Source organism: Micromonospora sp. URMC 107 (assembly GCF_051386315.1).
Classification (GTDB): Bacteria; Actinomycetota; Actinomycetes; order Mycobacteriales; family Micromonosporaceae; genus Micromonospora.
Map to the genome: position 1 here is coordinate 1 of NZ_JBPQTK010000042.1, position 22577 is coordinate 22577.

Annotated in this window: 21 protein-coding genes and 1 pseudogene; 8 read left to right on the top strand and 14 right to left on the bottom strand. The window is 75.7% G+C overall.

What is annotated here, in order from left to right:
* The 3 genes from ACSNN9_RS12415 to ACSNN9_RS12425 form a co-directional block, all read right to left on the bottom strand.
* Positions 1–1188 (bottom strand): mechanosensitive ion channel family protein (locus tag ACSNN9_RS12415; RefSeq protein ID WP_436673200.1); only part of this gene is annotated, 1188 nt, incomplete at its 3' end.
* A gap of 82 nt (positions 1189–1270) precedes the next feature.
* On the bottom strand, positions 1271–2092 hold the full coding sequence (locus tag ACSNN9_RS12420; protein WP_436673201.1) for a DUF1206 domain-containing protein: 822 nt from the start codon (positions 2090–2092) through the stop codon (positions 1271–1273).
* A gap of 60 nt (positions 2093–2152) precedes the next feature.
* Positions 2153–2518, bottom strand: coding sequence for a hypothetical protein (locus tag ACSNN9_RS12425; protein WP_357876999.1), 366 nt, complete (start codon positions 2516–2518; stop codon positions 2153–2155).
* Between the two features lie 89 nt (positions 2519–2607).
* Here ACSNN9_RS12425 and ACSNN9_RS12430 point away from each other — a divergent pair, with 89 nt between their 5' ends.
* Together ACSNN9_RS12430 and ACSNN9_RS12435 are read left to right on the top strand one after the other, a co-directional pair.
* Positions 2608–3834, top strand: coding sequence for a cysteine desulfurase-like protein (locus tag ACSNN9_RS12430; RefSeq protein ID WP_436673202.1), 1227 nt, complete (start codon positions 2608–2610; stop codon positions 3832–3834).
* Positions 3831–4118, top strand: a complete 288-nt coding sequence (locus tag ACSNN9_RS12435) for a GNAT family N-acetyltransferase (protein WP_436673203.1) — start codon at positions 3831–3833, stop codon at positions 4116–4118. Before ACSNN9_RS12430 ends, ACSNN9_RS12435 begins: the two co-directional genes overlap by 4 nt.
* Positions 4119–4136: 18 nt before the next feature.
* On the opposite strand, the gene ACSNN9_RS12440 is transcribed toward ACSNN9_RS12435, so the two are convergent.
* Positions 4137–5633 carry a glycoside hydrolase family 3 protein gene (locus ACSNN9_RS12440; protein WP_436673204.1) on the bottom strand — a complete coding sequence of 499 codons (1497 nt, stop codon included), beginning with the start codon at positions 5631–5633 and terminating at the stop codon, positions 4137–4139.
* A gap of 259 nt (positions 5634–5892) precedes the next feature.
* Between ACSNN9_RS12440 and ACSNN9_RS12445 the strand changes: the two genes are divergently transcribed.
* From ACSNN9_RS12445 to ACSNN9_RS12460, 4 genes are all read left to right on the top strand, one after another.
* Positions 5893–6015 (top strand): hypothetical protein, encoded by a 123-nt coding sequence (locus tag ACSNN9_RS12445; protein ID WP_255474757.1) that lies wholly within the window; start codon positions 5893–5895, stop codon positions 6013–6015.
* A 91-nt stretch (positions 6016–6106) separates the two neighbouring features.
* Positions 6107–7057 (top strand): TIGR03557 family F420-dependent LLM class oxidoreductase, encoded by a 951-nt coding sequence (locus ACSNN9_RS12450; protein WP_436673205.1) that lies wholly within the window; start codon positions 6107–6109, stop codon positions 7055–7057.
* Positions 7058–7442: 385 nt separating this feature from the next.
* Complete coding sequence (locus tag ACSNN9_RS12455) at positions 7443–9074, top strand: RecQ family ATP-dependent DNA helicase (RefSeq protein ID WP_436673233.1); 1632 nt, start codon at positions 7443–7445, stop codon at positions 9072–9074.
* Between the two features lie 67 nt (positions 9075–9141).
* Positions 9142–9645 carry a hypothetical protein gene (locus tag ACSNN9_RS12460; protein ID WP_334607723.1) on the top strand — a complete coding sequence of 168 codons (504 nt, stop codon included), beginning with the start codon at positions 9142–9144 and terminating at the stop codon, positions 9643–9645.
* 151 nt (positions 9646–9796) lie between these two features.
* On the opposite strand, the gene ACSNN9_RS12465 is transcribed toward ACSNN9_RS12460, so the two are convergent.
* Positions 9797–10570 carry an ABC transporter permease gene (locus tag ACSNN9_RS12465; protein ID WP_436673206.1) on the bottom strand — a complete coding sequence of 258 codons (774 nt, stop codon included), beginning with the start codon at positions 10568–10570 and terminating at the stop codon, positions 9797–9799.
* The gene (locus ACSNN9_RS12470) at positions 10563–11522 is read right to left on the bottom strand and encodes an ATP-binding cassette domain-containing protein (RefSeq protein WP_436673207.1); all 960 of its coding nucleotides are present in this window, start codon (positions 11520–11522) and stop codon (positions 10563–10565) included. Before ACSNN9_RS12470 ends, ACSNN9_RS12465 begins: the two co-directional genes overlap by 8 nt.
* Positions 11523–11620: 98 nt before the next feature.
* On the opposite strand from ACSNN9_RS12470, the gene ACSNN9_RS12475 reads away from it, so the two are divergent.
* Complete coding sequence (locus ACSNN9_RS12475) at positions 11621–12376, top strand: TetR/AcrR family transcriptional regulator (RefSeq protein ID WP_436673208.1); 756 nt, start codon at positions 11621–11623, stop codon at positions 12374–12376.
* Positions 12377–12481: 105 nt separating this feature from the next.
* Positions 12482–13519: a helix-turn-helix domain-containing protein gene (locus ACSNN9_RS12480; RefSeq protein ID WP_436673209.1), complete on the top strand. Its 1038-nt coding sequence runs from the start codon at positions 12482–12484 to the stop codon at positions 13517–13519.
* A gap of 157 nt (positions 13520–13676) precedes the next feature.
* On the opposite strand, the gene ACSNN9_RS12485 is transcribed toward ACSNN9_RS12480, so the two are convergent.
* From ACSNN9_RS12485 to ACSNN9_RS12520, 8 genes and pseudogenes are all read right to left on the bottom strand, one after another.
* Positions 13677–14660: a DNA topoisomerase IB gene (locus ACSNN9_RS12485; protein WP_436673210.1), complete on the bottom strand. Its 984-nt coding sequence runs from the start codon at positions 14658–14660 to the stop codon at positions 13677–13679.
* Complete coding sequence (locus tag ACSNN9_RS12490) at positions 14644–15597, bottom strand: glycosyltransferase family 9 protein (RefSeq protein WP_436673211.1); 954 nt, start codon at positions 15595–15597, stop codon at positions 14644–14646. The genes ACSNN9_RS12485 and ACSNN9_RS12490 overlap by 17 nt, the downstream gene beginning before the upstream one ends.
* Positions 15594–16295 (bottom strand): SDR family oxidoreductase, encoded by a 702-nt coding sequence (locus ACSNN9_RS12495; RefSeq protein WP_436673212.1) that lies wholly within the window; start codon positions 16293–16295, stop codon positions 15594–15596. The genes ACSNN9_RS12490 and ACSNN9_RS12495 overlap by 4 nt, the downstream gene beginning before the upstream one ends.
* Positions 16296–16494: 199 nt before the next feature.
* A pseudogene (locus ACSNN9_RS12500) lies at positions 16495–17905 on the bottom strand (PfkB family carbohydrate kinase); the annotation flags it as partial.
* A 13-nt stretch (positions 17906–17918) separates the two neighbouring features.
* Positions 17919–18566: a D-sedoheptulose-7-phosphate isomerase gene (locus ACSNN9_RS12505; RefSeq protein WP_436673234.1), complete on the bottom strand. Its 648-nt coding sequence runs from the start codon at positions 18564–18566 to the stop codon at positions 17919–17921.
* A complete protein-coding gene (locus tag ACSNN9_RS12510) occupies positions 18563–19780 on the bottom strand; it encodes a glycosyltransferase (protein ID WP_436673213.1) in 1218 nt (405 codons plus the stop codon). Before ACSNN9_RS12510 ends, ACSNN9_RS12505 begins: the two co-directional genes overlap by 4 nt.
* Positions 19765–20742 carry a glycosyltransferase gene (locus ACSNN9_RS12515; RefSeq protein WP_436673214.1) on the bottom strand — a complete coding sequence of 326 codons (978 nt, stop codon included), beginning with the start codon at positions 20740–20742 and terminating at the stop codon, positions 19765–19767. The genes ACSNN9_RS12510 and ACSNN9_RS12515 overlap by 16 nt, the downstream gene beginning before the upstream one ends.
* A complete protein-coding gene (locus tag ACSNN9_RS12520) occupies positions 20742–22370 on the bottom strand; it encodes an HAD-IIIA family hydrolase (RefSeq protein WP_436673215.1) in 1629 nt (542 codons plus the stop codon). The genes ACSNN9_RS12515 and ACSNN9_RS12520 overlap by 1 nt, the downstream gene beginning before the upstream one ends.
* Positions 22371–22577 lie beyond the last annotated feature (207 nt).

Consider the following 22577-nt stretch of genomic DNA (forward strand, 5'->3'; position numbering starts at 1 on the left):
GGATTCGGCGGGTTCGTCGGGGCCGATGAAGGCCTCGCTGCGGGCGTCGCCGTCGTCGCTGCCGCCGAAGACCCGGGCGTCGTCGGGCACCTCGGCGTCGGTGCGGCGACGCACCGGCCGGCGGGGGCGTACCCACTGCCACGCCAGGTTGCTCTCCGCGTCCCCGACCTCGGTACGCATCCGGGGCATGGCGGTCGGCCGGTGGTCCCGGATCCAGGCCACCAGCTGCTCGCGGACCAGGCAGCGCAGGTCCCAGAGGCTGCCGGCGTCGGCGGCGCTCACCAGGGCGCGCACCTTGACCGTTCCGCCCGTCGCGTCGGTCACCTGGAGCACGCAGACCCGGCCGTCCCACAGGTCGGTGGCCTCCACCAGACGGCGCAGCTCCTCCCGCATCGCCTGCACCGGGATCGCCCAGTCGAGGTCGAACTCGGCGGTGCCCAGCACCGCCGCCTCGGTCCGCGTCCAGTTCTGGAACGGCTTGGTGGTGAAGTACGAGGTGGGCAGGATCAGCCGCCGGTCGTCCCAGATCTGCACGACCACGTAGCTGAGCGTCAGCTCCTCGATGCGGCCCCACTCCCCCTCGACCACCACCACGTCGTCGAGGCGGACCGCGTCGCTGAAGGCGAGCTGGAGGCCGGCGAAGACGTTGCTCAGCAGACTCTGCGCGGCCAGCGCGGCGACCACACCGGCCACACCGGCGCTGGTCAGCACGCCGGCGCCGATGCCGCGTACGGCGGGGAAGGTCATCAGCATCACGCCGACCGCCAGCACGACGATCACCGCGATCGTCAACCGGCGCAGCATCACCACCTGGGTCCGCACCCGCCGCGCGTGCCGGTTGTCCGGCACGTCCACCCGGAACCGGGCCAGTGCGGTGTCCTCCGCCACGACGAGCAGCGAGGCGACCAGCCAGGCGACGCTGGCGATCACGGCGAGCACCAGCAGGTGCAACAGCACCCGCCGCCACTGGTCGCCGACCGCGTAGCCGGTGCTGAACCGCACGGCGAACTGGACGGCGACGACCGTGGCGGCGACCTGGATCGACCGGTGTGCGTGGTCGGTGAGCTCGGTCAACAGCAGGGAGCGCCGACCGACCCGCCGGATCACGCGGTGCGCGACCTCGACCGCGAACAGGGCGATCGCCGCCGCGGCGAGCGTGGCGACGATCGTCCCGAGGTAGCTCTGCACAGGTTCTTTCCTCCTCCTGGCACCGGGCACGTGCTTCGGGCAAAGGCCCAATGGTGCCCGGCGACGCCGGAATCGACCAGGCTCAGACCTTGCGATACCGGGACTGGAGGAAGCAGAACAGGCCGAAGGCGGCGATACCGAGCGCCACCAGGGTGAGCAGCACCTGGCCGTACGCCTGGTCACGCAGCGTGCGCAGGGCCGCGTCCAGGCCGCGGGCCTTCTCCGGGTCGTAGTTCACGGCGGCCAGGATGATCAGCAGGCCGGAGATGCCGTACGCGACGCCCTTGGCGACGTAGCCGGCAATGCCCAGCCGGCGGGTGAGCTGGCGCGTCTTCGGGCTCATCTCACCGGTCTTGAGGTGCTTCTCGAAGCGCTTGATCAGCCCGTAGATCACCAGGCCGACGCCGATCGCGGCGAGGACGAGCCCGGCCAGGCCGACCAGCCAGCGGCCGCCGGAGGACTCCATGGCCCTGCCGGTCAGCGCCTCCTGCTGGTCGGCACTGTTGGAGCGGGCGTCCTTGAAGACCTTGAAGGCCGTCCAGGCGAAGTAGAGGTAGACGATGGTCCGCCCCAGCGACGCGAGCCGCTCCCAGACCCGCTCCTTGCCGCGCTCGGCGCGGTGCCCGACGGCCGCCTCCAGGGCCTGCCAGATCGCCATGGCGAGCAGGCCGACCGCGATCGTGACGACGAGGAACTTGCCCAGCGGCTGGGCGGCGATGGTGCGCAGCGCGCCGGACTGGTCGCCGTCGTCGCCGGGCTTGCCGAACGCGATCTGCAACGCCAGCCAGGCGAACAGGAGGTGCACGGTGCCGTAGCCGATGAATCCGACTCTGGCCAACAGTTCGAGCCACCTGCTGTTCGCCGTGCGGGAGGCGGTGGCTTCGGCGTTCCGGGTGAGTGACATGGCGCCACAATCACCGAATAGGAAGATTTCCAAACGTCGGCCACCGCCGCCCCGGCCAGGTCAGTTGCCCGGGTTCCTCGACACCCTGATCTTGACCTCCTGGTCGGTGACGCTGTCCAGCGTCACGGCGAAGCCGCCGACCTCGGTGGCCTGCTGGCCCGTCGTCAGCGACAGCTGCTCACCGGCGACCTCCACGGTCACCTGGTCGCCCTGCGCGCCGATCAGCTTGGCCTCGACGCCGAGGATCGTGGCGCTGGCGTCCACGCCCCGGTCGAACGTGACCGTGCAGGCGTCCAGGCCGCAGTCGGTGCTGGCGCCCTCGGAGCTGCAACCGGCGAGCACGGCGACGCCGAGCGCCAGGCCGGCCAGCAGGCCGGCGGCCCGGCGGGTGGGGGTCAGCGGGGAGGGAACACGTCGGTTCGTCACCCCGCCAAGGGTACGAGACGCCGGCCACTCCGGCAGTGCGTGATCATCCGCCCAGGTGGGGCGCCCGCGACGGGGTTAGGGTCCCGGGCATGCCGTTCGACATCGCCCGCACCCGGGCCACCTACCCCGCCCTCGCCGAGGGCTTCGTCCACCTCGACGGCGCCGGCGGCACGCAGACCGCCGGCCCGGTGATCGACGCGGTCACCGCCGGCATGCGCGCGGCGGTGGGCAACCGCAGCGCGGCCTTCGCGCCCGGCCGGCGGTCGCTGGAGATGGTGGCCGCCGCCCGTACGGCCGTGGCCGACCTGCTCGGCGCCGAGCCCGACGGGGTGGTGCTGGGCCCGAGCGCGACGGCGCTGACGTACACCCTGGCCCGGACCCTGGGCGCCGGGTGGCGCCCCGGCGACGAGGTCGTGGTCTCCCGGTTGGACCACGACGCGAACGTACGCCCCTGGGTGCAGGCCGCCGAGGCGGCCGGCGCGACGGTGCGCTGGGCCGAGTTCGACCGGGACACCGCGGAGCTGCCGGCGGCCCGCTACGCGGAGCTGGTCGGCGAGCGGACCCGGCTGGTCGCCGTGACCGCCGGCAGCAACGCGACCGGCACCGTCCCGGACGTGGCGGCGATCGCCGCGACCGCGCACGCCGCCGGCGCGCTGGTCTGCGTCGACGGTGTGCACTCGGTGCCGCACGGCCCCACCGATGTCGCCGCGCTGGGCGCCGACTTCCTGGTCACCAGCGCGTACAAGTGGTCGGGCCCGCACCTGGCCGCGATGGTGGCCGCCCCGGCGACGTGGGAGCGGCTGCGTCCGGCGAAGCTGCTGCCCTCCTCCGACGCGGTGCCGGACCGCTTCGAGTACGGCACCCCGAGCTTCCCCCTGCTGGCCGGCGTGGCCGCCGCCGTCGACCACCTGGCTGCGCTGGACCCGAGCGCCACCGGCAGCCGGCGCGAGCGGCTGCTCGCCGGGCTGGCCGCCGCGCGGGCGTACGAGGAGTCGCTGCTGGAGCGGCTGCTCGCCGGGTTGGCCGCGCTGCGCGGGGTCACGGTGCTGGGCTCCCCCGCCCGGCGTTGCCCGACGGTGTCCTTCCGGCTGGCCGGGCTCTCCCCGCAGCGGACGCAGGAGGAGCTGGGCGCGGCCGGCCTCTGCCTCTCCGCCGGCGACTACTACGCCTACGAGTACTTCCAGGCCATGGGGCTGCGGGACAGCGGCGGGGCGGTGCGCGCCAGCCTCTACCACTACAACACCGTCGACGAGGTGGACCGGTTGCTCGGCGAACTGGACCGGCTCGCCGGTGGCGGGGGCAGAATGGCCGGGTGAGCACCCTGGTCGAGGACAATCCCGCCAAGCACCGGTTCGAGATCCTGGTCGACGACGCGCTGGCCGGCTTCACCGCGTACCTGCCGCGCGGCGAGGTGCTGGTCTTCACCCACACCGAGGTCGGCTCGCGGTTCCAGAACATGGGCGTCGGCGCGGCCCTGGTGCGGGGCACCCTCGACCAGCTCCGCGAGCGCGGCACGACGGTGGTGCCGCGCTGCCCGTTCATAGCGGCCTTCATCGACCGCCATCCCGAGTACGCCGACCTGGTCACCCCCGAGCCGTAGCGCGGGGGCGCCGGGTGGTCAGCGGCCCGCCAGCAGCCCGGCGGCGGCGTGGGCGGCGGCCCGGGTGGCGCCGTGGGTGGCGACGTGGACCGCGCCGGTGACCAGCTCGGGCACGCCCAGCTCGACCACGACCGCGTCCGGGCGGGCGGCCAGCGCGCGGGTCACCGACGCCCGCATCCAGTCGTGCCGGTGCAGGTCGCGTACCACCAGCACCACGCACCGCCCGGCCGCCCCGGCGGTCGGGTCATCGGGCACGTCGGCCTCGGCGTAGCGGACGGTGGTGGTGCCGGCGAGCAGGTCGGCCAGCGGGGCGGCGAGGCCCCACGGGGTCTCCGGACCGATCGCGATGTTGCGCGGCGGCTCGAACTCGACCACGTGCGCGGGACCGGTCAGCGGCAGCGCGCCGACGCCGGCGGGCGCGGTGGTGACCCGCAGCGCCCGGCGGGCGGCGGCCAGCCCGACGGCCGAGCCGGCGGCGGTCGGGCGGGGCCGGGGCGGCCGGTCGGCCCGCGCGGCCACGGTCCATTCGGCGAGCTGACCCACCCGCTTGGCCGCCTCGGTGAGGCGCTCCTCGGGCAGGTCGCCGGCGACGACCGCGGCGACGATGGCGTCCCGCAGCAGCCGGGCCGATCCCTCGTCGGCGCGCTCCCCGCCCACGCAGATCGCGTCGGCGCCGGCGGCGAGGGCGCGCACCGCCGCGCCCGCGAAGCCGTACCGGTCGGCGACCGCCCGCATCTCCACCGCGTCGGTGACCACGACGCCGGAGAAGCCCAGCTCGTCGCGGAGCAGCCCGCCCAGGATCCGACCGCTGAGGGTGGCCGGCAGCTCCGGGTCCAGCGCCGGCACCAGCAGGTGGCCGGTCATGACCGCCTGCACCCCGGCGGCCACGGCGGCCCGGAACGGGGCCAGCTCCACGGCGTCGAGGCGGGCCCGGTCGGCGGTGATCCAGGGCAGGTCGTGGTGCGAGTCGACCTTGGTGTCGCCGTGCCCGGGGAAGTGCTTGGCGCAGGCGGCGACCCCGCCCGCCTGGAGGCCGCGCACCCAGGCGGCGGTGTGCCGGGCGACCAGGGCCGGCTCGGCGCCGAAGGCGCGTACGCCGATGACCGGGTTGGCGGCGTTGGAGTTGACGTCGGCGTCGGGGGCGTAGTTGAGGGTGATCCCCAGGGCGGCGAGGTCGGCGCCGAGGTCGTGGGCGACCTCCTCGGTCAGGGCCGGGTCGTCCACCGCGCCGAGGGCGAAGTTGCCGGGCCGGGAGCTGCCCCGGGCGGACTCGATCCGGGTCACGTCGCCGGCCTCCTCGTCGATGGCGACGACGACGTCGGGGCGCTCGGCGCGCAGGGTGGCGGTGAGGGCGGCCACCTGCTCCGGGTCGACCACGTTGCGGGCGAAGAGCACCACGGAGCCGAGGCCCTCGCCGAGCCAGCGGCAGATCCAGGGCGGCGGCGTGGTGCCGACGAACCCCGGCTGCAGGACGGCGGCGGCCAGGGAGGCCAGGCTCCCGCCGGCGGCGCTCACGCCGGCACCCCCGCCCGGCGCGCGGTGGCGCGGGGCGCCACCCCCCGGCGTTCCGTGGTCGGCTCGGTGCGCCCGCTCACGCCGGCCCGCCCGCGTGGTGGCTGATGTGTCGCTCGCTCATGCGGTCGTCGTACCCCCGTCTTCTCCGCGCCCGGGCGGCCCGCCACCAGCGGCGGTGCTGACATGGTCACACCGCGCGAGGAAATAGTCAATAAACCTTACAGTTGCCCTCCGGCCCGGCGCTGGGGACAGTTCGGGGATGGATCCCCTGCTGCTGGCCGACGCGACGAGCCCGGCCGACATCCCCGGCGTACGCCTGCTCGGCCTGGTCGTGGGCGGTCTGTTGCTGCTCGCCGCGATCCGTGCGATGTTCCGGCGCTGAGCGCGCCGCGTGCCGCCGCCCGCGGTTCGACGGCGGCCACCGGGGTACCGCCTGCCTCGTTGACCCGGTAACGACACGGCGAGGGGGAACGATGAGGATCGGCTACTTTCTGTCCACCGAGGAGTACACGCCGGCCGAGCTGCTGGAGCAGGCGCGCGGCGCGGAGCGGGCCGGCTTCGAGGCGCTGTGGATCTCCGACCACTACCACCCGTGGACGGACGCGCAGGGGCAGAGCCCCTTCGTCTGGTCGGTGATCGGCGCGCTCAGCCAGGTCTGCCAGCTTCCGGTCACCACCGCCGTCACCTGCCCGACCGTGCGCATCCACCCGGCCGTCGTGGCGCAGGCGGCGGCCACCAGCGCGGTCATGCACTCCGGTCGGTTCGTGCTCGGGGTGGGCAGCGGCGAGGCGCTCAACGAGCACATCCTCGGCGACGTCTGGCCGCAGACCGACGTCCGGCTGGAGATGCTGGAGGAGGCCGTCGAGGTGATGCGCGAGCTGTGGCGCGGCGGCTTCGTCAACCACCACGGCAAGCACTACACCGTCGAGCACGCGCGGATCTACACGCTGCCGGACACTCCCCCGCCGGTCTACGTCTCGGGCTTCGGCCCCAAGGCCGTCGACCTGGCGGCCCGCATCGGTGACGGCTTCGTCAACACCTCGCCCGACGCCGAGCTGGTCCGGCGGTTCCGGGAGGGCGGCGGCGGCGACAAGCCGTGCCAGGCCGGCTTCAAGGCGGCGTACGCGCAGACCGAGGAGGAGGGCGTGCGGATCGCGTACGAGCGCTGGCCGAACGCCGGGGTGCCGGGCGAACTGTCCCAGGTGCTGCCCTCTCCGCGGCACTTCGAGCAGGCCGCGGAGCTGGTGCGCCCGGAGATGATGAAGGACGCGTTCGTCTGCGGGCGGGACGGCGACGCGCATCTGGCGAAGATCGAGGAGTACGCCAAGGCGGGCTTCGACGAGGTCTACGTGGCCAACACCGGCCCGAACTGGCAGGGCCTGCTCGACCTCTACGAGCGCGAGGTGTTCCCCCGCGTGCGCTGACCGCGCCGTCCCCGGGCACCCCGCCGGTGGGGCTGCCCGGGCTCAGCGCGGGCACACCGCCCGGAGCAGCCGGTACGCGCCGAGGAGCCCGGCACGTACGACTTCGACTGGCTCAGCGGGCCGCACGACTACGGCTTCGGCCTCTCCGGGGTTGCCGGTGCCCCGATGAGCCGGGCCGCGATGGAGGAGGCCATCCGCGGCTTCCTCGCCGAGATCGACCCCGCCACCGGCTACCTGGCGGAGTGACGGCGACGGGCGGCCCTCGACGAAGGCGCGGGTGGTGGCCGCGACCCTGCCGTCCCTCGGCCACCAGGCGTGCCGGGTCGCCGGCGTCACCCGGGCCGGCGGTTTCGCCGCTGATCACGGCGGGTACCTCCGGCCCTCGATGAAACCGTCCACGCACTCGACGACACTGCGCCGCGCGGCCAAGAGCCTCTTCGGCTGGACCGCACTGCGGCCCCACCAGTTGGCCGCCATGCGGGCGGTGATGAAGCGCCGCGACGCCTTGGTGGTGCTGCCCACCGGCGCCGGCAAGTCGGCGATCTACCAGATCCCGGCCAGCCTGATCCCCGGCCCGACAGTGGTGATCTCCCCGCTGCTCGCCCTCCAGCAGGACCAGATCGCGGCGCTCAACGAGCGGCAGCGACCGGAGCTGCGCGCGGTGCGGATCAGCTCGAACGAGTCGGCGGCCCAGCAGGCGGAGGCGATCGCCGAGATCCGCGACGGGCGGGCCGAGTTCCTCTTCATCACCCCGGAGCAGCTCGCCAACCCCGACCGGATGGCCGAGGTGAAGTCGCTGAAGCCGGCGCTCGTGGCAATCGACGAGGCGCACTGCATCTCCGCCTGGGGGCACGACTTCCGCCCCGACTACCTGGCGCTGGGCCACCTCATCGACGGCATCGGCCGGCCGCCCGTGGTGGCGCTGACCGCCACCGCCTCCCCGCCCGTACGCGACGACATCATCGCCCGGCTGCGGCTGACCGAGCCCGAGGTGGTGGTCTCCGGGCTGGACCGGCCGAACCTGTTCCTCGAGGTGGCGCACTGCCCGACCGAGGACTACCGGTGGCGGCGGCTGATCGCGCTGCTGCGCGACGACACCCGGCCCGGCATCATCTACGTGCCCACCCGGCGCTCCGCCGAGGAGCTGGCGGCCCGGCTCACCGACGCCGGCTTCCCGGCGCAGTACTACCACGGCGGGATGGCGGCCGGGGCCCGCGCCGAGCTGCACGAGGCGTTCCTCGCCGACCAGGTGCCGATCATGGTGGCCACCTCGGCCTTCGGCATGGGCATCGACAAGCCGAACATCGCCTGGGTGGTCCACATGGCGCTGCCGGACTCGCCCGACAGCTACTTCCAGGAGATCGGGCGGGCCGGCCGGGACGGCGCCCCGGCCCGGGTACTGCTGCTGTGGCAGGCCGAGGACGTCGGGCTCCAGCGCTTCTTCAGCGGCGGCCTGCCGGACGCCGACGAGCTGCGCGACCTCTCCGCGCTGCTGCGCAAGAAGGCCCGGACCAAGAAGGAGCTGCGCGAGGTCACCGGCCTCGGCCCGCGCAAGCTCGGCCAGTACCTCGCCCTGCTGGAGCAGGTGGGCGCGGCCGAGCCGAGGGCGAGGCAGCGCATCGGCGCCCCCCGCTACTCCCCCGCGCCGGTGGACGCCGCCGCGGCGGCCCTGGCGGAGGCCGAGCGGCAGCAGACCGTGACCCGGTCGCGTACGGACATGATGCGGGCCTTCGCCGAGACCACCGCCTGCCGGGGGCAGACGCTGCTGGCCTACTTCGGTGAGCAGATGACCCAGGTCTGCGGGCACTGCGACAACTGCCACGCCGGCACCAGCACCCCGGACGACGGCGCGGTCGGGCCGTTCCCCGTGCACAGCCAGGTCCGGCACCCGGAGTGGGGTCACGGTCTGGTGCTGAGCTACGAGGAGGACCGGATGACGGTTCTCTTCGACGAGGTGGGGTACAAGACGCTGTCCGTCAGCGTGGTGTCCGAACAGGGCCTGCTGACCCTCGACTAGCCTGAGCCGGGCACCGCTGGCGGGGCCGTGGACGACGAGCGACATCAGTGCGGAAAGGGGCGTTGCCGTGATCGAGCAGCCGGCGTACACCGGATTCGGCTTCTCCGACGAGGAGTGGGGGCTGCTGGTCGGCCTGCCGCAGTCGGTGCTGACCGCGGCGAGTGCCGCCGAGTCCGACGGCACCCGGCGCACCATGGCCGAGAACGCGGCCGGGTTGGAGACCATCGCCGCCGGCCGGGAGTCGGCCAGCCCGCTGGTCGCGGCCGTAGCCGGCGAGATCGTCTCGCGGGTGGGCGACCCGGAGGCCGGCGAGGAGATGCCGGTCATCGCGCCGTCCGATCCGCGCGCCTACCTGGAGGACGTGCTGGGCCGGGCCAGGGAGGCGGCGGTGCTGCTGGCCGCCCGGACGGACGAGGGCGAGGCCGGCGCCTACAAGCACTGGCTGGTCGACATCGCCGAGCAGGTGGTGGGCGCCGCGTCCAGCGGCGGCATCCTGGGCCTCGGCGGGGACGTCGTCAGCGACTCGGAGCGCCGCTTCCGCGACCGGCTCTCCCAGGTGCTCAACGACTGACGCGCCGACGACCACGGCGGCACCGGACGAGGTCCGGTGCCGCCGTCGCGTACCCGGCGATGGTGGGCGTGCCGGGCGCCGGTGGCGGCGCGGCGCGTTCGTTGCCGTCGCCGGCGCGGCGGCCGGTGGGCGCGGCCCGGGGTGGTGGCGGTCAGGCCACGCGGCGGCGGAACAGCACGGCGGTCAGTGGCACCGAGACGGCCAGGAAGCCGAGGCACCAGGCCACCGCCAGGGTCGGAGCCGTGCCCGTCGGCGTGCCCAGCAGCAGGGCGCGCAGCGTCTCGATGACGGGCGTGACGGGCTGGTGGTCGGCGAAGCCGCGGATCCAGCTCGGCATCGTCTCCACCGGCACGAAGGCGCTGCTCGGGTACGGCAGGAACATCGCCAGGAAGGTGAAGCCGCTGGCGGCCTCCGGGGTGCGGACCAGCAGTCCGAAGGCCGCCGACAGCCAGGACATGGCGAGCAGGAAGAGCAGCAGCACCCCGAACGCGGCCAGCCAGCGCAGCGGGTCGACGGCCGGGCGGAAGCCGATGGCGACGGCGAGGGCCAGCACCAGCACGGTGGAGACGGTGTTGCGGGCGATGCTGGCGGCGACGTGCCCGCCGAGGATCGCGGTGGCGCCGACGTCCATCGTGCGGAACCGCTCGATGACCCCGTTGGTCAGGTCGGTGGTCACGCTGACGGCGGTGTTCGCCGCGCCGAAGCTGGCGCAGAGCAGCAGGACGCCGGGCACCACGTAGGTGACGTAGCGGGTGCCGGTGTCGATCGCACCGCCGAACAGGTAGACGAAGAGCAGCATCAGCAGCACCGGCAGCAGCAGCGAGGTCAGCAGCGCGTCGACGTTGCGGCGGGACAGCCGCAGGCAGCGCGCCACCATGACGAACGCCTCGCCGGCGCGGGTCGGACGCAGGGTCAGTTCAGACACGGGCCACCTCCGGGTGGGCGGTCACCGGGTCGCCGGTGAGGGTGAGGAAGACGTCGTCCAGGGTCGCCTCGCGGACGATGAAGCGGGCGAGGCCGCGCCGGTCGGGGTCGGCGTGGTCGAGCAGGTGGCGGATCTCCGCCGCGTCGCCGCCGGTGGCCACCGCCAACTCCAGGCGGGCCGGGTCGCGGTGCGTGACCAGGTCGCCGAGGCGCTGGCCGACGGCGGCAAAGCTCTGCGCGTCGCGCAGGGTCAGTTCCAGCCGGTGGGCGCCGAAGCGGCGCTTGAGTTCGGCGGCGCTCCCCTCGGCGGCGAGCCGGCCGCGGTGCAGCACGGCGATCCGGTCGGCGAGCCGGTCGGCCTCCTCCAGGTACTGCGTGGTGAGCAGCACCGTGACCCCGGCCCCGGCCAGCTCGGCGACCACCTCCCACAGGCCCTGCCGGCTGCGCGGGTCGAGGCCGGTCGTCGGCTCGTCGAGGAAGATCACGGACGGTTCGCCCACCAGGCTCGCCGCGAGGTCGAGTCGGCGGCGCATCCCGCCGGAGTAGGTCGCCACCCGCCGGCCGCCGGCGGCCACCAGGTCGAAGCGCTCCAGCAGGTCGCCGGCCCGCCGCCGGGCGGCGGCCGGGGCCAGCCCGACCAGCCGGGCCATCATGCGCAGGTTCTCCACGCCCGTCTGCTGGTCGTCGAGCGCCGCGTGCTGGCCGGCGAGGCTGATCGCCCGCCGCACCCGGCGCCGGTCGCGGACCACGTCGTGGCCGTCCACCCAGGCCGTACCCCCGTCGGGCGCGGTCAGCGTGGCCAGGATCCGTACGGTCGTGGTCTTGCCCGCCCCGTTGGGGCCGAGCAGGGCGTGCACGCTGCCCCGGGCCACCCGCATGGTCAGCCCGTCGAGGACCGCCACCCCGCCGTAGCGCTTGCACAGGTCGACGGTCTGCACCGCTGCTGTCTCCATCACCCCTCACCCTCCGCCTTCTGCGTACTACGTACGCTGTTCTGCGTAGACCATACGCAGAAGATAGGATGGCGGTCAAACACGCACCGGGAGGTGGGATGAGCGACGCCGACGTCGAGCTGCCGGAGAGCATCGAGCTCGCCTGGGGCCTGCGGGAACGTCCCGGCAAGGGCCCCCGGCGCAGCCTCACGATGGAGCAGGTGGTGGCCGCCGGCATCCGGGTGGCCGAGGCCGACGGGCTGGCGGCGGTGTCGATGAACCGGGTGGCCGGCGAGCTGGGCGTGGGGACCATGTCGCTCTACCGCTACGTCTCCGCCAAGACCGACCTGTTGGAACTCATGGCCGACGCCGGCTACGGGGATCCGCCCGCGCCACGCGGCCCGGACGAGGGCTGGCGGACGGCCCTCGCCCGCTGGGCGCACGCCAACGTCGCGGCGATCCACCGCCACCCGTGGATCCGGCAGGTCCCGATCGGCGGCCCGCCGATGGGCCCCAACGGGGTCCGCTGGATGGAGCAGGGACTCGCCGCCCTGCGCGGCACCGGCCTGCGCGGCCTCGAGCGGCTCTCGACGATCCTGCTGGTCAGCGGGTACGCCCGGTACTGGGCCACGCTGACCGCGGACCTCACCGAGGCGGCGGCACGGGAGCAACTCAGCCCGGACGAGGTCGGCGCGCGGTACTGGCAGCAGCTCGAACGGCTGACCCGCAACGGCCCGTACCCGGCGGTCCGGGAGTTGCTGGCGGACGCCGCGGACGAGATGGACGAGGAGCTCGACGCGGAGTGGCGGTTCGGCCTCGACCGGATCCTCGACGGCGTCGAGGCGCTGATCCGCAGCCGGACGGCCACGGACTGAGCCGGCGCGACCGGCGCCGCCGAGCGGGGCGGATGACGTCGCGGGCGGGCGGAGCGCCCACGATGGACAATGGGCACCGCAACGGCGCGAGGACGGGGGAAGCGGATGCTTCGGCGGACCACCGTCGACACCGAGCAGGTGCCGGCGGGCGACCGTTTCGGGATGTGGCTCGACCTGGTGGCGCGCACGGCGTCGCCGCTGCGGATCCGTACGGAGCACGCGCACGACTTCACCGCCCGGGCGGAGATCGTCGAGCTCGGCCCGATCCAGGTGGTCAACTACCGGTACCCGTCGCTGGAGGGCGTCCGGACACCGAGGCTGGCGCGCGAGTCGGCCCCGGAGATCTACACGCTGGCGCTCACGGTCAACGGCGACGGCGCGGCCAGCCAGGCCGGCCGCAGCGCCGTGCTGGGGCCGGAGGAGTTCATTTTCTACGACGGGTCGCGGCCGCACGGGGTCCGGCACCTCGGCGACGACGACGGCCGCGAGCCGGCCCGCTCCGTCGTCGCGGTCATCCCGCACGCCGCGTTACCGCTGCCGCCGGACCGGCTGGCGCCCCTGCTCGGCGGCCGGATGTCCGGCACCGAGGGGATCGGCGCGCTGCTGGCCCAGTTCCTCCTCCAGATCGCCCGCCATCCCGAGCAGTACCACGCCACCGACGCCGCCCGGCTCGGCACCGTCGGGCTCGACCTGGCCTCCACCATGCTCGGCCGGCACCTGGTGGCCGAGGACGCCGTGCCGACCGAGGTCCGCCGGCGCGCCCTCGTCGCCCAGGTGCGGGCGTACATCCAGCGGCATCTCGGGGACGCGACGCTCAGCCCGCAGGTGGTGGCGGACGCGCACCACGTCTCGCTGCGTACCCTGCACCGGCTCTTCGAGGCCGAGGAGTCGACGGTCGCGTCGTACATCCGCGAGCTGCGGCTGGCGCGGTGCCGGCACGACCTCGCCGACCCGGTCCTGCGCGGCCAGCCGGTCCAGGTGATCGGGGCCCGCTGGGGCTTTCCCGACAAGGCGCACTTCAGCCGGGTCTTCCGCAAGGCGCACGGCGTCGGGCCGCAGGCCTGGCGGGCCGGCCAGCCGGAGGAAGCGGCACGGGAAGTCAACCCGGCGGCGTCCACGGTCAACCCGGTCGGGGCAGACTGACCTCCGAGGTGGCCGATCCCGCCCCGCCACGGCGTCGGGACCGGACCGCCAACGGGGGCCGTGGCGAGGCGCCCGCCGCCCGCGGAGGCGGCGGGCGGCCGCCCGGTGCCCACCGGCCCCCGCAGCCCCTCGCCCGGAGCGGACGAGCCGGGCCGCCTCAGGCGTCCTCGAGCAGTTCGAGCACGATCCGCTCGGCCTTCTCGCGGGGCGTCGCGGGGTCGACCGGGGCCACCACGCCGTCGTGGAAGAGGTCGACCACGCGCGGGTCGACGTAGGACGTGCGCGCCACGGTGGCGGTGTTGCCGAGCAGCTCCGCGACGTCGCGCATCACCGCCGCGACCGCCCTCCTGCGGGCGGTGGCCGAGCGCGGCGTGCCCACCGTCGCCAGTTCGGTCGCCGCCAGCACCGTGGCGTGCCAGGTGCGGAAGTCCTTCGCCGTCATCTCCCCGCCGCTGGCGTCCCGCAGGTACTCGTTGACCTCGTCGCTGCGCACGTCGCGCCAGTCCTCGCCGTCCCGGTAGCCGAACAGCCGGTCGGCGGTGCGCCGCCGGCGGCGCAGGTTGACCAGCACCCGGCACAGCTCCGGGTCCTCGATGCGGCGCACCTGCTCGATGCCGCCCTTCGCGGGGAACTCGAACACCACGCAGCCGCCCCGGGACCGGGCGTGCTCGGGGCGCAGGGTGGACACCCCGAACGTGGGGTCGTCGCCGGCCGCGTACTGGTCGCTGCCGACCCGGAACATCCCCATGTCGAGCAGCCGGGTCACCGTCGCCAGCACCCGGTCGCGGTGCAGTCCTCGGCCGGACAGGTCCCGCCCGACGCGCTCGCGCAGCACCGGCAGCCGCCGGGCCACCTCCAGCACGTGGTCGAACTTGGCCTCGTCGCGCTTCTCGCGCCACGTCGGGTGGTAGAGGTACTGCTTGCGCCCGGCCGCGTCGATGCCGGTGGCCTGGATGTGCCCGTTCGGGTACGGACAGATCCACACGTCGCGCCAGGCCGGCGGGATCACCAGCTCGCGCAGCCGGCCCAGCTGGTCGGGGTCGCGGACCGGCTGCCCCGAGGGGTCGAGGAAGAGCCAGCCCCGACCGCGCCGGCGTCGCCCGTACCCCGGCCTGCCCGGATCACTACGCCGCAACCGCACCGGAGACCCGCACCGCCCGTTCCACCTCGGCCACGGCGGCCACCACCTCGTCGACTCCGATGGCCGCCAACATCGGATGGCTTCCTACCCCGTCCCACCTGGGCCAATCCCCCGAGCCCGCCCACAGCGCGCGGTGCCGGGGCCGGCCCGGCGGCGGCCCCCACCGGGCCGGGGAGACCGGGCCGAAGAGCACCACCGACGCGGTGCGGTAGCCGGTCGCCAGGTGCGCCACGCCCGTGTCCCCGCTGACCACCAGCCGGGCGTACGCCACCAGCGCCGCCAGCGCGCCCAGGTCCGTCCGGCCGGCCAGCACCGCGTCGGCGGGCAGCCCCGCGTCGTCGGCGATCCACTGCGCCGTCGCCTGCTCCTCGGGGCTGCCGGTCAGCACCACCCGGTGCCCCCGCGCGGCCAGTTCCCGGGCCAGCGCGGCGAACCGTCCGGGCGGCCACCGCTTCGCCGGGACCTTGGAGCCCGGGTGCAGCACGGTCACGCCGCTCGGCACGCCGCCGGGGGCCGGGCGCCGCAGGTCCAGGTCGGTACGGTCGGCGGGGATGCCGTACCAGTCGAGCAGCCGGCACCAGCGGTCGACCTCGTGTTCGTCGGCGCGCCAGCCGGGGCCGTCGTGGTGACCGGCCTCGGGGTTGGCGTAGGCGAGCAGCCGGCCGGGGCGGGTGCCGGCGAGCATCCGGTGGGACTCGGGGCCACGCCCGTGCAGGTTGACCGCGAGGTGCGGCGTCCGCAGGGCCGGGTCGGGGCGACCGAGCCCGTCCGTGGGCACCAGCCGGTCGACGCCGCCGACCAGGTCGACCAGCGGCGCCAGCCAGCCCGGTGCGGCGAGGACGAGCTCCCGGTCGGGGTGGGCGGCGCGCAGGGCGCGCAGAGCCGGGGTGGCGGTGGCGAGGTCGCCGACGCCGAGGGCGCGCAGGGCGAGGATCACGGGTAGGAGGTTTCCCGGTCGGCGCAGACCACCATCTCGCGGACGGCGCAGCCGGCGGGCTGGGACAGCGCGAACATGACGGCGGCGGCGGTGTCGACGGGGTCGTTGAGGACGGCGTCGGCGCCGGGCTTGTACGCGGCGTCGCGGTCGTCGAAGAAGGCCGTGCGCATGCCGCCGGGCACGAGGAGGGTGACGCCGACCCTGCCGGCGAGTTCGGCGGCGAGGGCCCGGGTGAAGCCGACGACCCCGAACTTCGCGGCGCAGTACGCGGTCGCGTCGGCGACGGCCTTGACCCCCAGCGTGGAGGCGACGGTCACGATGCTCCCCCGGGAGGTCTCCAGGAAGGGCAGGGCGGCCCGCACCACGGCCGCCGTGGCGAGCAGGTCCACGGCCACGATCCGGTCCCAGGTCTCGCCGGGCACGTCCGCCAGCTTCCCCGGCACGTCCACCCCCGCCGCCGTGACCACCGCGTCCAGCCCGCCCGACCGCTCGGCGAGCTGCCGGGTGGCGGCCTCGGCGGCGCGGGTGTCGGCCAGGTCGCACTCCACCCACGGCACCCCGTCGGCGGGCGCCTGCCGGTCCAGCACCAGCGGCCGTCCGCCGGCGCGGGCCACGGCCGCGACCACGGCGGCGCCCAGGCCGCTCGATCCGCCGGTGACCAGCACGGTCCGCCCCGCGCCGGGCGGCCCCCCGCTCATCGGGTGCCCTCCGCCCTGCTCCGCCGGCCGAGGCCGGGCCGACCGGCCCGCGTCCGTTCCGGCTCGCCGCCGGACCGTGGCGACGAGCCGCCGGGCCGTGTCGACGAGCCGCCGGGGGCGGGGCCGGGTGGCGGCGCACAGGCCGGCGGCACGGTGTCGGAGAGCGGCGGCCCGCCGAGCGGACGGGCCGCGCCGGCGGCGCCGGTCGACCGGGCGGCGGCGATCAGCCCGGTGGTGGAGCGGCCGTCCAGGTACGGCACCACGACGGCGTTGCCGCCCCACCGGCGCAGCACCTCCGCCTCGGGCAGGGCGGGCTCGCCACCGTCGCCGGCGTAGTCACCGCCCTTCACCCAGACGTCCGGCCGCAGCCACGACAGCGCCGCGTGCGGGGTGGCCTCGTCGAAGATCATGACCGCGTCGACGCAGCTCAGCGCCGCGAGCAGCCGGGCCCGGTCGCCCTGCGGGGTCACCGGCCGGTCCGGGCCCTTCAGCCCCGTCACGCTCGCGTCGGAGTTCAGGCAGACCACCAGGCAGTCGCCGAGCTGCCGGGCGGCCTGCAACGTGGCCACGTGCCCGGCGTGCAGCAGGTCGAAGCAGCCGCCGGTGGCCACCACCGTCCCGCCGGACGCGCGTACCGCCGACACCACGCCGGCCGCGGCGGCCACCCCGACGCGCTCGCCGCCGGGGCTGGAGACCGCCGGCGGCAGCGGACGCGCCGGGCGTGGCAGCGCCGTCGCCACTCCCCCGCCCGCCACGTACGCCGACGCCTCGGCGACCGCCTCCTGCACCGCCTCGGAGACCAGCGCCCCCCGCGCCAGGGCGAGGCTCGCGGTGGCCGCGAACCGGTCACCGGCGCCGCAGGTGTCCCCCTCGGCGGTGGCCGGGGCGGGCACCACCATCGGGGTCGCGCCGGCGTGGCAGAGCAGCGCGCCGTCCCCGCCCAGGGTCACCGCGACCGCGCCCGCGCGCCAGCGCTGGCGCAGCCCCTGCGCGCCCCGGGACGCCGTCGCCAGCCGGGTCGCCCCCGGCGGGACCGTGACCAGCTCCCGCACCTCGGACTCGTTGGGGGTCACGAGGTGCACCCCCGGCACGGCCGCCGGTCCCCGCGGGTGCGGGTCCCAGACCACCGGCGCCCGGGTGGCGGCGAGGGCCGCCCGCAGCGCGGGCTGCCGGGCGACGCCCCGCCCGTAGTCGCTGACCAGCACGGCGGAGGCGCGGGCGATCACCCGCAGCACCGCCTCGGACGGTTCCCCCGGCGTACCGGCCGCCCCGCCCCGGTCGTGGCGCAGCAGCACCCGGCCCCGGGCGCGCAGCCGGACCTTCTCCGGCGTGCCGCCGTGCAGCCCGAGGGGATACACCTGCACGCCGGCGTCGGTGAGCAGCGAGCTGAGCCGGGCGCCCCCCGCGTCGTCCGCCAAAGCGGTCACCAGCACCACCTCGGCGCCCTGCGCGGCGGCGAAGACGGCGGCCAGCCCGGCGCCGCCGGGCCGGTCGACGTGCGCGGTCTCGTCCAGCACCGGCACCGGCGAGTCCGGGCAGAGCCGGTTCACCACCCCCTCGACGTCCCGGTCCAGCAGAGTGTCACCAACCACCACGACGGGTCCCCTCACGCTTCCCCCCTCATCACGCCTGGACCTGCTGACCTGCACCGCCGTCGAGCACCACCTCGACCCCGGTCCGTACGGGCGCGGCGGCCGCCACCGGCAACGCCCGCTCGACGTACTCGCAGAGGAGGTGGCTGGTCACGAGGTGGAGTTCCTGGACGACCTGGCTGTCGGGCGAGCCGACGGCGAGGACGTCGTGGCACAGCTCCGCCAGGGGGTTGGGGGCGGGTCCGGTCAGGGCCCAGCAGGTGAGCCCGCTGTCGCGGCCGGCCCGGGCCGCGGCGAGCAGGTTGGCGCTGGTGCCGCTGGTCGACAGCAGCAGCAGGACATCGCCGTCGCGGCCGTGGGCGCGTACCTGGCGGGCGAAGACCTCGTCGTAGCCGTAGTCGTTGCCGATGGCGGTCATCGCGGAGGTCTCCGCGTGCAGCGCGATGGCGGACAGGGGCTGGCGGTCGTCGCGCAGCTTCCCGACGAGTTCGGCGGTGAGGTGCTGGGCCTCGGCGGCGCTGCCGCCGTTGCCGGCCACCAGCAGCCGGCCGCCGTCGACCAGCCGACGCGCCAGGGTCTCCCCCCACCGGGCCAGCAGCGGCTCGTGCCGCCGGAAGGGCACCAGCGCCGCCGCCAGGTTCGTCAGGTGCGCGTCCAGCGGCGTCGTCGCCGCCATCAGGCCACCACCCGGGTGGGCCGGCGGACCGCCGCCACGTCGCCGTAGACCTCCACCAGCCGCTCCGCGGTCGCCGCCCAGGAGTACCGCCGCCGGGCCCGCTCCCGCGCCGCCGTCGCGTACGCGAAGCGGCGGATCCGGTCGTCGAGCAGCCGCTGGATCGCGGCGCCCAGCGCACGCGGGTCCCGGGCCGGCACCAGGTCGCCGGTGACGCCCTCGACCACGGTGTCCTTGATCCCGCCGACGGCGGTGCCCACCACGGGCACGCCGCACGCCATCGCCTCCAGCGGGGTGAGCCCGAACGGCTCGTACCAGGGGGCGGCCACCAGGACGTCCGCCGAGCGGTACCAGCGGCCCATCTCCTCGCGGGGCACCGCCCCGACCAGCTTCACCCGGTCGGCCACCCCGCAGCTGACCGCGAGGGCGCGCAGCCGGCGGGCGTACGGGTCGGTCTCCAGCAGGCCGGCGGGCGGGCCGCCGACCACCACGCACTCGGCCCCGGGCACGTACGCCATCGCCCGCACGACGGTCTGGAAGCCCTTCCGCTCGACCAGCCGGCCGACGGTCAGGATCCGCGGCCGGTCGTCCTCCCGCTCGGCGGTCGGCCCCAGCGGGGCGAACGTGCCGAGGTTGACCCCGGACGGCACGACCGTCATCCGGGACCGGGGCACGCCCATCCGGACCAGCTCGCCGACCTCGTCCCGGCACTGGGCGACGACCCGGTCGACGGACCGGCCCAGCTCCCGCTCGTAGCCGATGCGGCGGGCCGGGCTGGTGTCCTGCACGCCCTGGTGCCGCCGCTTGACCACCCCCAGGGCGTGGTACGTCTGCACGACCGGCACCCCGGTCTGCCGGCCGGCGGCCAGCGCGGCGAGGCCGCTCATCCAGAAGTGCGCGTGGATCACCTCGGGCATCCAGTCGCCGCCCCGCCACCGGTCGACCAGCCAGCGGCTGAACTCCCTCATGTGCGGCAGCAGGGCGTCCTTGGCGACCGGCTCGGCCGGCCCAGCCGGGACGTGCACCACGTCGTAGCCGTCCGGGCTGCGTACGGTGACCGGCAGGTCCACCGCGTCGCGGCGCGTGTAGACCCGCACGTCGTGTCCGGCGGCCGCGAGGGCGGCGGAGAGCTCGGCGACATGCGTGTTCTGACCGCCGGCGTCCTCGCCGCCCAGGATGGCGAGCGGGCTGGCGTGCTCCGAGATCATCGCGATGCGCATACTTCCTCCTCCAGCAGCCGGTCCCAGTCGGCGAGGAAACGGTCGAGGCCGTAGCGGTCCCGGGCGGCGACGCGGGCCCGCGCCCCCGCCCGGCGCGCCTGCGCCGGCTCGTCGATGAACCGGCGGGCGGCGTCGAGCAGGGTGTCGAGCCGGGTGGAGAGCGCGCCCGCCCCGGGTGGCACCGCCATCGCCGCCTCGGTGGCGGCCAGCGCGACGACCGGCATCCCGATGGACATCGCCTCGATCAGGCTCAGCCCCAGCGAGGTCCACCGGCACAGGTGCAGGTACGCCCGCCGCCGCCCCAACTCGGCGTGCATCCGGTGCTGGGGGACGTCGTCGTGGCTGGTCAGCCGGTCGGCCGGCAGGCCCAGGTGCTCGGCCAGCCCGGCCACCTTCAGGCCGAAGACGTCCAGCGGGGCGATCTCGGCGAAGCGGGGCAGCAGGTCGGTGCCGGTGACCCGCCAGCGGCGTACCGGCTCGTTGATCACCACGGCGAGCCGGTCGAGTTCGCCCGTGTACTCCACGGCGGGAGCGACGATGCCGTGGTCGACCACCGTCGTGCGGGTGGCGCCGGTGTCCCAGAACAGCTCGTTGAACCCGGTGACGTGGGCGACGAGCAGGTCGTCGCGGTCGGCCATGGGGTGCCGGCTGTTGGGGACGTCGCCGTCCTTCGGCGTGTTGTGCTCGACGTAGACGGCGGGGACGTCGCGGCCGGGCCGGCGGCCCAGCCACTGCTCGGCGAGGTCGATCTCCTCGGGCCGTTGCAGGACGACCAGGTCGACGTCGGCGGTGCGCAACTGCTCGGGGGTCACCTCGACGACCGTGTCGGGCCACGGGTAGGTGCGGGCGCGACCGAGGCCGTAGGGGCCCCGGTCCGGGGTGACGGGCACCAGGTACCGGTGCTTGCCGTGCACGAACGACGTGGTCCAGGAGCCGTGCACGTGCCACAGGAGCAGGTTCATCAGCCGCTCCCGCCGGTGCTCGCCACCGCCGGCACGCCGCTCCCCCGGCCGGCGACGGGCGGCGCCGGCCGGACCGGTGGGGCCACCCCGAGCAGCCGCAGCCCGTCGAGGACCTGACCGGGCTCGACGCCGGCCAGGCAGGGGTGCCCGGGCACCGGGCAGCGCGCGGCCCGGGTGTCCCGGCAGGGCGCCTCCGCGTCGCCGAGCCGCACCGTGGGCACCCGCCACGGCCCCCACTGCCCGAACGGGACCGTGGGGGCGAACAGGCTGACCACCGGCACCTGATGGGCGGCGGCGAGGTGGGCGGGGCCGGTGTTGCCGACCACGACCGCGCCGGCGCCGGCGACCGTCGCGGCCAGCCCGGCGAGGGAGGTCCGCCCGCCCAGGTCGACGGCGACGTCGCCGGCCACCCGCGCGGTCAGCTCCCGCTCGTCGGGGCCGCCGGTCACCACCACCCGGTGGCCGGCGGCCGTCAGGGCGCGGGCGATCCGCTCGGCAAGCTCCGGCGGGCAGCCCCGGGCCTGCGCCGCCGAGCCGGGGTGCAGCACCACGTAGCCCGGCGCGCCGACCTCCGGCGGCGGCGCCGGCACCGGGCGCAGGCGCAGGGCGGGTCCGTCGTGGTCGGCGAGGGCGAAGCCGGCGGCGGCGGCGAGCGAGAGCGCGCGTTCCGGTTCGGGTACGCCGGCCGGCACGCGGTGCCGGACGTCGAGCAGGCTGCCCGGGTAGTCGTCGCTGATGGCGCTGACGCGGCGGACCCCGGCCAGGCGCAGCAGCAGGGCCAGGGGCAGGGGCGACTGGTGGAAGCTGGTGAAGACGACCGCCTCGTCGGCGCCCACGGCGGCGAGCCGGTCGACGAGCCCACGCATGTCGGCGGGCTCGACCGGGTCGGGGGCGGGGTCGATCCAGGGCAGCCGGTGCTCGACGATCTCGTCGACGCCGGGCAGGAGTTCCGCCGCGGCGCGTCCCCGGGGCCCGCAGAGCAGCACCACCCGCTCGGCGCCGGCGGCGACGGCGCGGATGGCGGGCCCGGTGACGAGCAGGTCCCCCGCCGAGTCGGCGCGCACCACCAGCACCGTCCTTACCCGCCGCCCACCGGCGGGCCGGTAGGTCGCCGGGTCGACCGCCGCCTGGCGGCGCAGGATCTCCGCCACCGCCGCCGCCAGATCGGGTGCGAGCTGCGGCGCGGCGGCCACCTCCTGCGGGCGGGTCACCGGCGTGGGCACCAGGATCCCCGAGGCGCCCGCGGCCGACGCCGCGGTCATGTCCCGGCCGATGTCCCCGACCAGCACGCACCGCGACGGCACGGTCCCGAGCTCCCGCGCCGCCGCGTACACCAGCCCCGGCGCCGGCTTGCGGCACCCGCATCCGTCGCCGTCGTCGTGCGGACAGACCAGCCAGGCGTCGAACGGCCCCAGCAGCTGCTCGACCCGGGCGTGCACGGCCCGCATCTGCGCCGCGGTGAACAACCCCCGGGCCAGGCCGGACTGGTTCGTCACCACCGCCAGCCGCAGGCCCGCCGCCCGCAACCGGTCCAGGGCGGCCCGTGCCCCCGGCACCGGCCGCACCTTGTCGGGATCGCCGTTGTACGGCACGTCCTCGATCAGCGTGCCGTCCCGGTCCAGCAGCACCGCGTCGAACAGGACGGGCCCGGACGCGCCCTCGCCAGCGCCGGCAAAAACCCGGGCTGACCTGCGCTGATCCGGCTCCACCTGGTCCTGTCGCACAGGCGGCGGGTTCCCGGCGCCCCGGCGAGTAAACGTCCTCTTGAAAGCGCTGGCCACGCCGTACGCCGGCGGCGTCGACACGCCGGCCCGCAGGTGCCGTTACCCGGCGCC